This window comes from Pseudomonas brassicacearum (genome assembly GCF_003732225.1).
GTDB classification, from domain to species: domain Bacteria; phylum Pseudomonadota; class Gammaproteobacteria; order Pseudomonadales; family Pseudomonadaceae; genus Aquipseudomonas; species Aquipseudomonas brassicacearum_E.
Genome location: NZ_MOBJ01000007.1, coordinates 396,203 through 409,312, shown reverse-complemented (window position 1 = coordinate 409,312; position 13,110 = coordinate 396,203). Strand labels below are relative to the sequence as shown.

General features: G+C 58.0%; 13 protein-coding genes. 5 read left to right on the top strand and 8 right to left on the bottom strand.

All coding sequences use genetic code 11. From position 1 onward, the window contains the following. Nucleotides 1-33: 33 nt before the first annotated feature. From BK659_RS11805 to BK659_RS11790, 4 genes are all read right to left on the bottom strand, one after another. Complete coding sequence (locus BK659_RS11805; RefSeq protein ID WP_123425229.1) at nt 34-1,056, bottom strand: alpha-xenorhabdolysin family binary toxin subunit B; 1,023 nt, start codon at nt 1,054-1,056, stop codon at nt 34-36. A 33-nt stretch (nt 1,057-1,089) separates the two neighbouring features. Continuing rightward, nucleotides 1,090-2,352, bottom strand: coding sequence for an alpha-xenorhabdolysin family binary toxin subunit A (locus BK659_RS11800; protein ID WP_123425228.1), 1,263 nt, complete (start codon nt 2,350-2,352; stop codon nt 1,090-1,092). A 460-nt stretch (nt 2,353-2,812) separates the two neighbouring features. Continuing rightward, the gene (locus BK659_RS11795; RefSeq protein WP_123425227.1) at nt 2,813-3,427 is read right to left on the bottom strand and encodes an NAD(P)-dependent oxidoreductase; all 615 of its coding nucleotides are present in this window, start codon (nt 3,425-3,427) and stop codon (nt 2,813-2,815) included. 48 nt (nt 3,428-3,475) lie between these two features. Further along, nucleotides 3,476-4,360 carry an MBL fold metallo-hydrolase gene (locus tag BK659_RS11790; RefSeq protein ID WP_123425226.1) on the bottom strand — a complete coding sequence of 295 codons (885 nt, stop codon included), beginning with the start codon at nt 4,358-4,360 and terminating at the stop codon, nt 3,476-3,478. Between the two features lie 115 nt (nt 4,361-4,475). Here BK659_RS11790 and BK659_RS11785 point away from each other — a divergent pair, with 115 nt between their 5' ends. Together BK659_RS11785 and BK659_RS27740 are read left to right on the top strand one after the other, a co-directional pair. Further along, a complete protein-coding gene (locus BK659_RS11785) occupies nt 4,476-5,381 on the top strand; it encodes a LysR family transcriptional regulator (protein WP_123425225.1) in 906 nt (301 codons plus the stop codon). Nucleotides 5,382-5,521: 140 nt separating this feature from the next. Beyond that, nucleotides 5,522-5,695 carry a hypothetical protein gene (locus BK659_RS27740; RefSeq protein ID WP_185015334.1) on the top strand — a complete coding sequence of 58 codons (174 nt, stop codon included), beginning with the start codon at nt 5,522-5,524 and terminating at the stop codon, nt 5,693-5,695. 9 nt (nt 5,696-5,704) lie between these two features. Here the strand turns inward: BK659_RS27740 and BK659_RS11775 are convergent, their stop codons facing one another. Continuing rightward, complete coding sequence (locus tag BK659_RS11775; protein WP_123425223.1) at nt 5,705-6,601, bottom strand: helix-turn-helix domain-containing protein; 897 nt, start codon at nt 6,599-6,601, stop codon at nt 5,705-5,707. A gap of 177 nt (nt 6,602-6,778) precedes the next feature. Here BK659_RS11775 and pobA point away from each other — a divergent pair, with 177 nt between their 5' ends. Both pobA and BK659_RS11765 read left to right on the top strand, forming a co-directional pair. Further along, nucleotides 6,779-7,972 carry a 4-hydroxybenzoate 3-monooxygenase gene (gene pobA / locus BK659_RS11770; RefSeq protein ID WP_123425222.1) on the top strand — a complete coding sequence of 398 codons (1,194 nt, stop codon included), beginning with the start codon at nt 6,779-6,781 and terminating at the stop codon, nt 7,970-7,972. Nucleotides 7,973-8,050: 78 nt separating this feature from the next. Then, nucleotides 8,051-9,568, top strand: a complete 1,518-nt coding sequence (locus BK659_RS11765) for an MDR family MFS transporter (protein WP_123425221.1) — start codon at nt 8,051-8,053, stop codon at nt 9,566-9,568. Between the two features lie 136 nt (nt 9,569-9,704). On the opposite strand, the gene BK659_RS11760 is transcribed toward BK659_RS11765, so the two are convergent. The 3 genes from BK659_RS11760 to BK659_RS11750 form a co-directional block, all read right to left on the bottom strand. Continuing rightward, nucleotides 9,705-10,547, bottom strand: coding sequence for an ATPase (locus BK659_RS11760; protein WP_185015333.1), 843 nt, complete (start codon nt 10,545-10,547; stop codon nt 9,705-9,707). A gap of 100 nt (nt 10,548-10,647) precedes the next feature. Beyond that, complete coding sequence (locus tag BK659_RS11755) at nt 10,648-11,646, bottom strand: NAD-dependent epimerase/dehydratase family protein (RefSeq protein ID WP_123425220.1); 999 nt, start codon at nt 11,644-11,646, stop codon at nt 10,648-10,650. Nucleotides 11,647-11,717: 71 nt separating this feature from the next. Further along, nucleotides 11,718-12,611, bottom strand: coding sequence for a LysR family transcriptional regulator ArgP (locus BK659_RS11750; RefSeq protein ID WP_123425219.1), 894 nt, complete (start codon nt 12,609-12,611; stop codon nt 11,718-11,720). Nucleotides 12,612-12,706: 95 nt separating this feature from the next. Between BK659_RS11750 and BK659_RS11745 the strand changes: the two genes are divergently transcribed. Next, nucleotides 12,707-13,108 carry an ACT domain-containing protein gene (locus BK659_RS11745; protein WP_123425301.1) on the top strand — a complete coding sequence of 134 codons (402 nt, stop codon included), beginning with the start codon at nt 12,707-12,709 and terminating at the stop codon, nt 13,106-13,108. Nucleotides 13,109-13,110 lie beyond the last annotated feature (2 nt).

The following is a 13,110-nucleotide window of genomic DNA, read 5'->3' as shown; positions in this document are numbered from 1 at the left end:
AGCACGGAGCGCTTTCACCCACACCTGACTCGATCAGGCTTTTTTAATCGCTTTCAGATAGCCCAGCATGGCGCCATAACGTGCTGCCATCTCTTTGATCGACACTGCATCGCGAAACATTTCCGGTTGGGTCGTCGTCAGGAAATGCTCATAGGCCCTGGAGACCTTTTGTGCCTCTTGCAACCAGCTCAGCCTGGATTGGTCGAGGGCGCCGATCTCATTGAGTTTGTTCAATGTTCGGCTCAACTCAAGCAGCTCTTTTTCAACGTCCTTGACCTCAACCCGTAGCCCATCAATACGCTTGTGAATAGCGTCTCGCGCCTCCACGAAATTCACGTATTGACGCCCTTGCTCGATGCCATCGAGATTGCCGTTGAGCCTTTTCAATGCAAGTTCCAGGAACTCACGATCAGGCTTTTTGGTGCTGACCAGCTTGAGCGCTGCCTCGATTTCCTGGGCAGTTGGGATCATGCCCTTAAAGATGTCGATCCAGGTGGGGGACTTGAACTGTTGCAGCGCCTCGTCGACCCTGCGTTTCTCTTCTGCAAGTTCGTTGAGATCAGAATTGAGCAGCAGGCGCCTGCGCTCTTGCGCCTCACGCCTTGCCTCGTAGGGATGGCCCCACTGCGCGCCCTCCTGAACCAACGTGATGCTGCCAATTTCTGATAGCTCTCGGGATAGATGGTCTTGGGCCGCAAGCACCGGCGCCAGCGAACTGGTGATCCGCTGCCCGCAATACGTCACCAGTTCCTCGACTTTTTTGGCACGCGTTTCGGCGGTGGCCAGCGAGTTCCCTTCGATCTCCGCGATACGCGCCAGAGTACTCTCAAAACTTACATTGCCCAGGGTGGTCTGCACCCTCTTGATGTGTTCAAACAGTTGATGGTCTGCGTCGTTGATCTGTGTACGCAGGTATCCAAGTTTTTCCTGTACCGCTGGAGCGAATGCGTAGGTGTTATCAGCCACTTTCAAGTCAAACTGGCTTTTAGCCTGTTTCATTACCGCGGCATCAGGCACGGCATAAATGAACAGACCCTTAAACTCATGAACGGTCATAAAATTCTTCCTTGAACTCAATTTATTTACAACTTAATCCACAACCGAATTAAAAACACGAGACAAATTGGCGGCATGACCCTTGATGGTTTCCCACGGTGCCACCACCGCCTGAATATCCATAACCAGCAAGCTCAGGTCAAATGCGTTATCCACTTCGAATAGCCGCTCTCGAGACTCCTCGACGTTCATCCAGATAATGGCCCAGACGTCCTCCAGATTTTTCGCCCCCTGTTCGGCATCGATCATCTGCGACTTCATATTTTCCAGCCGTATGCGCAGTTCCATCAATAGCTTGGACAAGCGCGCCTTATCCATTGTCTTGAGCAAGTTATCCCGCGTCTCGATCAAGCTGTTTTTCTCTGCCCTGGTCGCTTCTGCCTTCGAACCAAAAATACCGCCGGTGATAGCAACGCCAATGGGGCCAAATACCAATCCGGTAAAGGCATACCCCACCAGACTGTCGTACTCCTTGAGTTTCTCGGCAATACGCTCATCCAGTTCTTTTATTTCGACTCTCAGTTGCTCTTCCTCTGCGACCTGATCAACACCGGCTCGCTCCACATCGCTGAGCTTTGCTTCGACGAGAGGCAACAGGTCTTCGGTGATCTTGCGGGAGAACTCCGTCGCCAGTGCCTTTACCGCGCTGATCCTGCGACAGAAACTCTCGATATCGCTTTTCATCCGAGTGAAGTATTTGTCCAGGTTCTCGACTTTTTCAGTGGCCGAGCTCCCCAGCGGGATTGCGGCCATCTCAGCCCGCTCGCCCTCCGTCAACGTGTCAATCGTACCGGTCAGATCCTTGTACCCCTGAAAGCGTTTAAGATGATCCACAATCAGGTTTCCGGTATTGATAAACCCGCGGGAAAATAGATCCAGCCGCCCTCCAAGATCCTTGGTATCACGCTCAAGGGTTCCCCAGGACAGTGCATGCTGGTGAATTTTCTGATGAAGGCTCTGTATGTCTGCCGGTTCCAATCCCTCTCTACCTGATCTGATGTAACCCAACTGACGCTCAATGAGAGTCAGGTCGACCGGTAATGCCAAGGCGGCTTTTACATAACGTTTGATGGCCACAATATTGTGTTTCTGAACAACAAATGTTCCGTCCTTATAAGAATCTCCATTTTTGCCCGCCATGACACCAAAGTATTGAACCGGCACGTACTTCGCCGCATCACTTATATTGTCTATACCTTCCAGATCGGTAACGGCTTGAATGGCTGTCGACCTCAGCCTTTCCTGAAGTTCCTTCTGAAGTCTCTTCTGAAGCTCTTCCTTTGTTTCTACAATCATTTATCACCTCCATATAGTGAGGGCAAACCGCCTCAAACAACCTCCTTTTTTACAAGTCTTGGTCGCGTGCCTCACCACCAAAACCAGAACACAACACTAATAGCGCACACGCGAAGCCACAAGTTCGCCGCCCGCTCCACACCTCGTAGGAATAAACCCGTCATGACACGAAGCACTAACAATGAAAACATCTAGAAAAACAACACACTGACCAATACACCCCCGCGCCATCCAAAGCCTCTAGATGTGCACACTCGAAGTAAAATAAAATTAATACCTGACAATTCCCAAAAAACAAAACGCAACAAAACCCATTACTCGCCATCTTTTTTTCAACATTAAACTTCACTAACAACAACAAAAACTTTAATCGCCCCCATGCCGAGCAGTATTAATTGAGCATTAATAAACAGCAAAAAGCACGGACCTCCCGTGGGATAGTCCGTGCTTTGGCGACAGATCAGTAACCGACAGTAAACCGCTGACGGCTATGCACTGGCTTCTCAACTTCATCGAGCATCGCAATCGCGTAGTCGGCGAAGGTGATCCAGCTCTTGCCTTCGGCGCTCACCAGCAGGTCATCCTTGCCCACACGGAAGGTGCCGGTACGCTCGCCTTCGACGAACAGCGCCGACGGTGAAAGGAAGGTCCAGTCCAGATCCTTTTCCTGACGCAAGGTGTCGAGGTAGACGCCACCGGCAGAGGCCTCGGCCTTGTACTCTTCAGGGAAGTTCGGGGATTCGATGACTTTGCTGCCATCCGGCACCAACAGCGAACCGGCACCGCCGACCACCAGCAGACGCTTCACGCCAGCCTTTTTGACCGGCTCGATAATCGCCTTGGCCGGGATCGTCGAAAAGTGCGCCGCGCTGATCACCACATCAACACCTGCAACAGCCGCTTGCAATGCTGCGCCGTCGGCAACGTCCACATCCTTGGTCACCACACCGGCACGCTTGCCGATTTTTGATGCATTGCGGGCGATAGCGGTGACGCTGTGACCACGACGCAGGGCTTCTTCCAGCAGTTGGCTACCGGCACGGCCGGTAGCGCCAATGATTGCGATCTTGCTCATGACATTCTCCAATGGTTGGGATCTATCTGTGGCGATTGGGTTTGTGCTTTACCACTTCATCTCGCCTTTGGCGACTTTGGCGCTCAGCTCAAGCGAGCTTTCTTCGCCGAGGTTCGGGTAACGCTTTTTCATCGCGGCGATCAGCTCGGCCGAGTCTTTGGCCTTGGCGGTTTCTTCATCGAACGCCTTGATATAGTCGGCGGTGAAGTGCACGGCGGCCAGCGAACGTGCGCTGTCACCCAGGTAATGACCTGGAACGATGGTGTTCGGTTTCAGGCTTTCGATGGTCTTCAGGGTAGTCAACCAATCGGCGTGGGACTGTGCAGTTTGGGTATCGGCCATCCACACGTGGATGTTTTCCGCCACTACCACACCACCGACCACGGCTTTGATCGACGGGATCCAGACGAAGGTTCGATCCGGTTGTTTGCCGTCCAGGCCGATGATGTCGAGCTTCTTGCCTTCCAGGGTCAGGCTGTGGCCCTTGAGCACGCCCGGCACGATGGTTTTGGCCGGTACATCGGCGCCCATTTTCGGCCCCCAGAACGCGACTTTGCCTTCAACGGTGGCCTTGATGTGATCAACCGTCGGCTGCGAAGCCAACACTTTGGCTTTAGGGAAAGCGGCGGTAATAGTGTCCAGGCCGAAGTAGTAATCCGGGTCACCGTGGCTGATGTAGATGGTGGTCAGTTGCTTGCCGCTGGCGCGGATTTTTTCCACCACCTGCTCGGCCTGGGATTTGCCGAATTGCGCGTCCACCAGAATCGCTTCTTTCTCGCCGCTGACCAGTACCGAGGTCACCGGGAAGATCGCTGCCGTACCTGGGTTGTAGACGTCCAGGGTCAGTGCCGGGGTGGCGGCGGCCGCATGAGCGGCAAAACCCAGGGTGGCGCTGGCGAGTAACAGACGCTTGAGAGAAGTGAAGCCGATCATGGTGCTGCTCCGTTATGCATAAGCCGTGTTTGGCGATGGGACAGAGCTTAGTTGCCTGAGTCAGTACAAAAAATGCGATGCTTGAACATAGTTTGTTTCTGAAAGCGGGCAAATCATGGATCGTCTTCAAGCAATGCGGGTGTTCGTCACCGTCGTCGACCTCGGCAGCCAGTCAGCCGCGGCCGATCATCTGGACCTGTCGCGCCCGGTGGTGTCGCGCTATCTGGCCGAACTGGAGGACTGGGTCGGGGCGCGCTTGATGCACCGCACCACGCGCAAACTCAGCCTGACCGCCGCCGGCACCGAGATCCTTCCGCGCTGCCGACAGATGCTCGATTTGTCGAGCGACATGCAGGCCGCCGTCAGCGAACCGGACGACGCGCCACGCGGCTTGCTGCGCATCAGCGTCAGCACCTCGTTCGGCCAGGCGCAACTGGCCGACGCCATGGCGGCGTACGTCAAACGCTTTCCCGGGGTCTGCATCGACCTGCAAATGCTCGATCGCACAGTGAACCTGGTGGACGAGCGTATCGACCTCGCGATCCGCACCAGCAACGACCTGGACCCGAACCTGATCGCCCGGCGGCTGACCGTCTGCCGTTCGGTGATCTGCGCCTCCCCCGCCTACCTGCGTGAACACCCGACGCCGCAACGGGTGGAAGACTTGAGCCAGCACAATTGCCTGACCCACTCCTACTTCGGCAAAAGCCTCTGGCATTTCGAACAGGACGGCGAGCAGGTTTCGGTGCCGGTGCAGGGCAACATCAGCGCCAACGAGGCCAGCACTCTGTTGCGCGCAGCAATGGCCGGTGCCGGCGTAGCGATGCTGCCCAGCTACCAGGCCGGCGTGCATATCCACAGCGGTGAACTGGTGCGGCTGCTGCCTGACGCCGAACCCCGGCAGATGAACATGTACGCGGTGTACGCCTCACGCAAACACATGCCGGCCGCATTGCGCAGCATGCTGGATTTTCTGGTGTTGAGGTTTCCCGAAGAACCTGCGTGGGATGTGGGGCTTTAAGATCAAAAGATCGCAGGCTTCGCCAGCTCCTACAAAGGCTAGGCATACACCTCGTAGGAGCTGCCGCAGGCTTCAATCTGACCTATGCTGATATCAGTACCCCTTGAAAAACAAGGGGTATGGGTTCAGAGGTCAGCGCCATGAACGTCAAAACCAGAAGGTATCTCGCGATCTTTATCACCTGCACCGCCGCGCTGGCGTTGTATGGCACTGCGGCCTACCGCGTTGAACAGGCCCGGCAGTTGCCGCGCGACTACGCCAGCTGCAACTTCGAGCGCTGCATTCCACACACCGCGACCCTGAACCTCAAGTGACGAGGGTTCTTAACCCTCGCTGTCCTGATCGGCTTTCAAGCGATCGCGAAACGCCTTCGGTGAGATCCCGACGCGGCGCCGAAACAGCCGCGTGAAATTGGTCGGGTCGGAGAACCCCAACACATCGGACATCTCGTAAATCGTCATGCTGGTGTAGGTCAGCAGTCGCTTGGCCTCCAGCAACTGACGCTCGTGCATGATCTGCAACGCCGGTTGTCCCGCCAGTTCGCGGCAGGTGCCGTTGAGGTGGGACACGGAAATCCCCAACCGGTGTGCCAGATCCTCGACCTTCACATGCTGGCGATAATTCTCTTCCACCAGTTGAATAAACCCGTTGAGGTATTCCCGTGCACGCTGGGGTCGCTGACTGGCGGTGCGGCGCTGGATCACCTGACGACTGACCCACACCATGATCACGCTGACCAGCGAGTGCATGAGCATTTCGCGTGCGGGCTGGTGCCCGACGTATTCATTCTGCAGGGCTGAAAACAGGCTGTTGAGGTAGTCCGCGTCGCTACCTGCCGAGTAGCTCTCCGCCAGCGCCAGGGCATTCACCGAATTGCCCAGCTGCGCTTGAAGATGAGCCACCAGCGGTGCAGCCAGCGTCACCACAAACCCTTCTACATCTTCGGAAAAACGAAAACCGTGTACCGACAGCGGTGGCAGGATCTGGATCGCGGCGTCGCTCAGCTGCGTTCGCTGGCCCTCGATCTCAAGCTCCGCCTGGCCTTTGTACACAAACAGTAATTGGCATAAATCGGCATGCCGATGGGGTTTGATTTCCCATTGGTGTTCGCGGCTGCGTTTGGAAATGGTTTCGCAATGCAACAAGTCAGGGGTCGGCCAGTCCAGGCTCTCGCCATAGAGTTTGAATACAGGAATCGAAGGAAGGGCAGGCTTGTTCATAACTTCAGTCCAGGCCTCAGCGTAACGGGCGATAATCGCCCCGATTGGCGAAATGTACAGGTATCGGCTCAGTTTTCACCTTCAATTGACCGACTCACAAGAGAAAAATGCAAGCACTCGATTCATAAAAACCATTCACCGACTTTGTCCGCGTGAAGCTTGCGAGCCATAACAACAATGAAAACCCTCAAAACCCAAGTTGCCATTATCGGCGCCGGCCCCTCTGGCCTGCTGCTCGGCCAGTTGTTGCACAACGCCGGCATCGCCACGGTCATTGTCGAACGGCAGACGCCTGAATATGTACTGGGGCGAATCCGCGCCGGGGTCCTGGAACAGGGCATGGTCGATCTGTTGCGCCAGGCCGGGGTCAGCCAGCGCATGGACACTGAGGGTCTGGTGCATGGCGGCTTCCAGCTAGCCCTCGGTGGACGCCAGGTGCACATCGACCTGCACGCGCTGACCGAAGGCAAAACCGTGATGATCTACGGCCAGACGGAAGTGACCCGTGACTTGATGGCCGCCCGTGAGTTGTCCGGGGCATCGACCCTCTACGAAGCCAGCAACGTGGTGCCCCACGGGATGAAATCCGCTGAGCCGTTCCTGACCTTTGAAAAGGACGGCGAAACCTGGCGTCTGGACTGCGACTACATCGCCGGTTGCGACGGGTTTCATGGCGTGGCGCGGCAGTCGATTCCCGCCGACACACTGAAGGTATTCGAGCGGGTCTACCCGTTTGGCTGGCTCGGCATTCTCGCCGACACCCCGCCGGTCCACGATGAACTGGTGTACGCGCGGCATGCCCGTGGCTTTGCGTTGTGCAGCATGCGTTCGACCACGCGTACCCGTTATTACCTGCAGGTGCCCGCTGATGAAAAGGTCGAGGACTGGTCCGATCAGCGTTTCTGGGATGAGCTGAAATCGCGTCTGCCACAGGTCCTCGCCGATAACCTGGTCAGCGGGCCGTCGATCGAAAAAAGCATCGCGCCGCTGCGCAGTTTTGTGGTCGAGCCAATGCAGTACGGACGGATGTTCCTGGTCGGCGATGCCGCGCATATCGTCCCGCCCACAGGCGCAAAAGGCCTGAACCTGGCCGCCAGCGATGTCAGCACCTTGTTCAACATTCTGCTCAAGGTCTACCGCGACGGTCGCACCGAGTTGCTGGAGAAGTACTCCGAAATCTGTCTGCGCCGGGTCTGGAAGGCCGAACGGTTTTCCTGGTGGATGACCTCGATGCTGCACACCTTCGAAGGCAACGATGCCTTCAGCCAACGCATCAGCGAGTCGGAACTCGAGTACTTCGTCGACTCCGAAGCCGGGCGAAAAACCATTGCAGAAAATTACGTCGGCCTTCCGTACGAGGCTATCGAATAGCTTCCTACCGACTTACACTGGTGAGCATCCCCGCTCGCCCTTTTCCTTGCGGGTCAATCAGCGCCCGCAGGTTTACCCGTGACCAATCTGAACCAGCCTGACTCCACCAAACCGGCCATCCGCAGCGTGCTGATCGCCCTGATGCTGGCGATCTTTCTCGGGGCGCTGGATCAAACCATCGTGGCCGTGTCGATGCCGGCGATTTCCGCACAGTTCAAGGATGTCAGCCTGCTGGCCTGGGTGATTTCCGGCTACATGGTGGCGATGACCGTGGCGGTGCCGATCTATGGCAAGCTCGGTGACCTTTATGGCCGTCGGCGGCTGATGCTGTTCGGCATGGGGTTGTTCACGTTGGCCTCGGTGTTTTGCGGCATGGCCCAGAGCATGGACCAGCTTGTCCTCGCCAGGATCTTTCAGGGCATCGGCGCCGGCGGGATGATTTCGGTCAGTCAGGCGATCATCGGCGACATCGTGCCGCCCCGTGAACGCGGACGTTATCAGGGTTATTTCAGCAGCATGTACGCGATGGCCAGCGTGGCCGGGCCGGTGCTCGGCGGTTACATGACCGAGTACCTGTCGTGGCGCTGGGTGTTTCTGATCAACCTGCCGCTGGGCCTGGGTGCCTGGCTGGTGGCCAACCGCACGCTGGTGGGTTTGCCGGTGCCGCAGCGCAAGCCGATTATCGACTACCTCGGCACATTGCTGATGATCATCGGCCTCACCGCGTTGCTGCTGGGCATCACTGAGATCGGCCAGGGGCATTCGTGGCGCAGCAGCGAAGTGCTCGAGTTGCTGGCGTGTGCGCTGCTGACCCTGGCGCTGTTCGTCTGGCATGAACGTCGGGCGCGCGAGCCATTGCTGCCGATGCACCTGTTCGCCAATCGCAACGCGATCCTCTGCTGGTGCACGATTTTCTTCACCAGTTTCCAGGCGATTTCACTGATCGTGCTGATGCCGCTGCGCTTCCAGAGCGTCACCGGGGCCGGGGCCGACAGTGCGGCGCTGCACCTGTTGCCGCTGGCGATGGGGTTACCGATGGGCGCCTACTTCGCCGGTCGCCGGACCTCGGTGACCGGTCGCTACAAACCGATGATCCTGACGGGCGCCCTGCTCACCCCGATCGCAATTCTCGGCATGGCGTTCAGCCCGCCGCAAGCGATGATCAGCAGCAGTTGCTTCATGTTGCTCTGCGGCATCGCCGCCGGCATGCAGTTCCCGACGTCATTGGTCGGTACGCAAAACTCGGTGGAACAACGGGACATCGGCGTCGCCACCAGCACCACCAACCTGTTTCGCGCACTCGGCGGCGCGGTGGGGGTAGCGTTGATGTCGGCGTTGTTGCTGGCGTTGTTGCAGGATTCGAGCTTCGCCCATTTGACCGGCTCAGCGCTGATCGCCGAGGGCCGCTCCGGGAACGTGCTGCTCGACGGTTTGAACGCCGCACCGGGCGACGCGCAAAACGCCTTGCGCGCCCAACTGCTGCTGACCTTCCGGCATTTGCTGATGGTCAGCGCGGCGGTGTCGTTGCTGGGTTTGGCGGCGGCGATTGCGATGCCGAACATGTTGCTGCGTGGGCGGGAAGACAAGGTTCGATAGATAGACCGCGTCGCCTTCATTCGCGAGCAAGCTCGCTCCCACACTGGATCGTCTCTGTTCGCCAAATCTCGGGCGAATGCTGATCTAATGTGGGAGCGAGCTTGCTCGCGAATGTGGTGGGTCAGAGATCACAATATCAAGGCCGAGCGTTGATCTGCTGCTGCAGATTCTGAATCTGGCTCTGCAAGGTGGTGATGTTGCGCGTGACCTGGCCGCGAAAGGCGTCGAATTCGGCGACGTTGGCGCTACTGCCTTGAGAGGCGGCCGGGCGGTTGTCCTGTTGGCTTTTGATCACCACCAGCTCTTGCTCCAGACGCTCGATGGCCGCGCTCGGGTTGCCCTGCTTCTTCAACGCGACGATATCGGCGCCGAGGCTTTTCAGCTGGGCGTCGAATTTGCTGGTGTCGGTCGGGGTGTTTTTCAGGGCTGTCAGTTCAGCGCTCAGGGCTTTCAGGTCGGTTTGCAACTGAGTGTTGACGGTATGTTGCTCGACGCTTTGCGCAGCGATTTGTGCCAGGCGCTTGTCCAGGTCAGACGCCTGACCGACCACGCCCTGCTGCTGTTGGTTCTGCTCCAGCAGCCTGGTTTCCAGTTGCTTGATTTGCAGTTTCAGCGCTTCGCTGTCGCTGGTGACGTTCGACTGACTGGCGACCACTTTGCCGGAAATGTCCTGCAAGCGCCCCGCAGCTTCCTCGCTGATGCGGGCGAAGCTTTCCTGAGTCGCGACCAATTGCTGTTCCATCAACGAGATCTGCTGAAAGCTCCACCAGGCAAGGCCGGCGAAGGCAAAAACCAATGCGCCGACCAAGGCCCACAGCGGCCCGGTGCTCGGGACTTTGGCCTTGGGCGCCGTCCGCGCATGCACGCCGGTATGTTCACGGGGTTTGGCGGTGATCGGAAAATCGTCGTCATCAAGGGTGTCGGCACGCAGGCTCGGTACATCATCGAAGTCGTCGTTGGCATCGTTACGCATGGACATGAGGCAACCTTTCTGAACCACAGTGATGGCTAAATGCGGCGAGTATAAACCCTGAACTCGCCGCCTTGATCGACCTTGATCCGCGAGCTCGGTTCAGTGTTTATTTTGCGCCCGGGTCCTGGGCTTTCCACCAGCCGCAAAATTCATCGAGCGCCGTCCACAGACTGACCTTGGGATCGTAGTCCAGATAATGCCGGGCGCGGCTGATATCGAGGGTGAAGTTTTTGTTCATTACCTGCATGCCCAAGCGTGACAGAGTCGGTTCTGGACGCCCCGGCCAAAGTGCGCAAAAGCCCTCGTTCAGCGCCGCAACGCTGTAGGCCAATCCATAGGAACGGTGGCGAGTCACCTGTGGGACGTCCATTTGACGCATCACGTAATTGACCACATCCCACAGCGGCACCGGCGCACCGTTGCTGATGTTGTAGGCCTTGCCAAGCGCGGAGCCCGTCGCCAGCAAACAGCTGAGCATGGCCTCGTTGAGGTTCTGCATGCTGGTGAAATCGACCTTGTTCAGGCCGTTGCCGATGATCGCCAAACGCCCTTTGCGCTGCATGTTCAGCAGACGCGGGAAGATGCTCATGTCACCCGCTCCGGTGACAAAACGCGGGCGCAGGGCCAACACTTCGAGACCGAACTCCTGAGCACCGAAGACCTTTTGCTCAGCCAGGTATTTGGTCGCCGCATAAGGATGCTTGAAACGCTTGGGCACTTGCTCTTCGGTCAGCCCCAGGTGATCGCGGCCATCGAAATAGATCGAGGGTGACGACAAGTGCACCAGCCGCCGGACGTTTTGCTTCAGGCAGGCTTCGACGACATTTTCGGTGACCAGCACGTTGCCCTGATGAAAGTCCTGATAACGCCCCCAAAGCCCGACGGCGCCAGCGCAATGCACCACGGCTTCGACGTCCGCGCACAGCTCGCGAACCCGTTCCGGATCAGTCAAGTCGCCCTGGACGAACTCTGCACCCCGCCGTACCAGATGTTCGACGCCTTCGGCCCGACGGCCGTTGACCCGTACGTCCAGCCCCTGCTCCAGGGCGAATCGCGCAAAGCGCCCGCCAATGAAGCCGCTTGCGCCGGTGACCAGAATTTTCATGACTTGCTCCGATGTGTTTCGTTTTTCATACGTGTCGCATTACAAATTTCGTGAGGTCTTGACGCTGCTCGTCAGTCCAACGGCACCAGCCACTGTTTAGATAAACGCACCAGATGCTCGGTGAGTAACCCCAGCAACTGGCCACCATTGCGCCAATGATGCCAGTACAACGGCACATCGATCGGTTTATCTGGCAATAACTCCACCAGTACACCGCGCTCCAGCTGTTCGCGCACTTGCAACTCCGGCACTAGCCCCCAGCCTAGACCGGCTTCAGTCAGGCGGATGAAGCCTTCGGATGACGGGCACAAATGATGTTCGAAACCACCGTCCACACCCAATGACGCCAGGTAGCGGTGCTGCAAAAAATCATCCGGGCCGAACACCAGCGCCGGCGTGCGGGCCAACTGATCGGCCCTCACGCCTTGGGGAAAATGTCGGGCAATAAATGCCGGGCTGGCCAGGGCACGGTAACGCATGGCACCCAGCAACACGCTACGGGCACCCGCCACCGGGCGTTCGCTGGCACACACGCACGCCGCCACTTCACCGGCGCGCATGCGTTTGAGGCCGACGGTCTGGTCCTCCACCACCAGGTCGAGCAATAGATGTTGCTCGGCACAGAAATCGCCCACCGCCTCGGCCCACCACGTGGCCAGGCTGTCGGCGTTGAGGGCGATACGCAGGCGTTCCGGCAAGCCTTCTTCGTCCAGCGCCGGCACCTGGCTTTGCAGGTCACGCTCCAGCAAACGCACTTGCTGTACATGGTTGAGCAGGCGCCGGCCAATCTCGGTCGGCGCTGGCGGCGTGGCCCGCACCAGCACTGGCTGGCCGATGCGCGCTTCGAGCAACTTGATGCGCTGGGAGATCGCCGATTGCGACAACCCCAACACCTGAGCGGCGCGCTCGAACCCGGCCTGCTCAACCACCGCAGCAAGGGCGGACAGCAATTTATAGTCGAACATCAGTTTTCCTAATGAGCGATCAGCAATATTGGTTTTTCTTATACAGCCTGGAGCAGGAGAATGACCAGCAAGAACTACTCAACAAGGATCACGACATGGCTGGCGAAACCTCACTGAACACCCTGCTGCGCAGCATGAGCCCGCAGCTCAACGACGGCGAATACGTGTTCTGCACGATTCGCGACGGCCAGCTGCCCAAAGACTGCGAGATCATCGGCAGCTTCCGCGAACAAGAAGGCCTGACGGTGATCCTGGAGCGCTCGCAAGCCGAGAAGGCCGGGTTGAGCTTCGACTACCTGGCGGCGTGGATCACCCTCAACGTGCATTCGGCCCTCGAAGCCGTTGGCCTGACCGCCGCATTCGCCACAGCCCTCGGCCAGGCCGGTATCAGTTGCAACGTGATTGCCGGCTATTACCACGACCATTTGTTTGTCGGCCAGGCCGACGCCAAGCGTGCGATGTCGGTGCTGCGGCAACTGGCGGCAAACGCGGAGTAAAC

Coding starts and splice junctions, on each gene's coding strand:
- BK659_RS11805 (WP_123425229.1), bottom strand. CDS start 1,056: ATGACCGTTCATGAGTTTAAGGGTCTGTTCATTTATGCCGTGCCTGAT.
- BK659_RS11800 (WP_123425228.1), bottom strand. CDS start 2,352: ATGATTGTAGAAACAAAGGAAGAGCTTCAGAAGAGACTTCAGAAGGAA.
- BK659_RS11795 (WP_123425227.1), bottom strand. CDS start 3,427: ATGAGCAAGATCGCAATCATTGGCGCTACCGGCCGTGCCGGTAGCCAA.
- BK659_RS11790 (WP_123425226.1), bottom strand. CDS start 4,360: ATGATCGGCTTCACTTCTCTCAAGCGTCTGTTACTCGCCAGCGCCACC.
- BK659_RS11785 (WP_123425225.1), top strand. CDS start 4,476: ATGGATCGTCTTCAAGCAATGCGGGTGTTCGTCACCGTCGTCGACCTC.
- BK659_RS27740 (WP_185015334.1), top strand. CDS start 5,522: ATGAACGTCAAAACCAGAAGGTATCTCGCGATCTTTATCACCTGCACC.
- BK659_RS11775 (WP_123425223.1), bottom strand. CDS start 6,601: ATGAACAAGCCTGCCCTTCCTTCGATTCCTGTATTCAAACTCTATGGC.
- pobA (WP_123425222.1), top strand. CDS start 6,779: ATGAAAACCCTCAAAACCCAAGTTGCCATTATCGGCGCCGGCCCCTCT.
- BK659_RS11760 (WP_185015333.1), bottom strand. CDS start 10,547: ATGTCCATGCGTAACGATGCCAACGACGACTTCGATGATGTACCGAGC.
- BK659_RS11755 (WP_123425220.1), bottom strand. CDS start 11,646: ATGAAAATTCTGGTCACCGGCGCAAGCGGCTTCATTGGCGGGCGCTTT.
- BK659_RS11750 (WP_123425219.1), bottom strand. CDS start 12,611: ATGTTCGACTATAAATTGCTGTCCGCCCTTGCTGCGGTGGTTGAGCAG.
- BK659_RS11745 (WP_123425301.1), top strand. CDS start 12,707: ATGGCTGGCGAAACCTCACTGAACACCCTGCTGCGCAGCATGAGCCCG.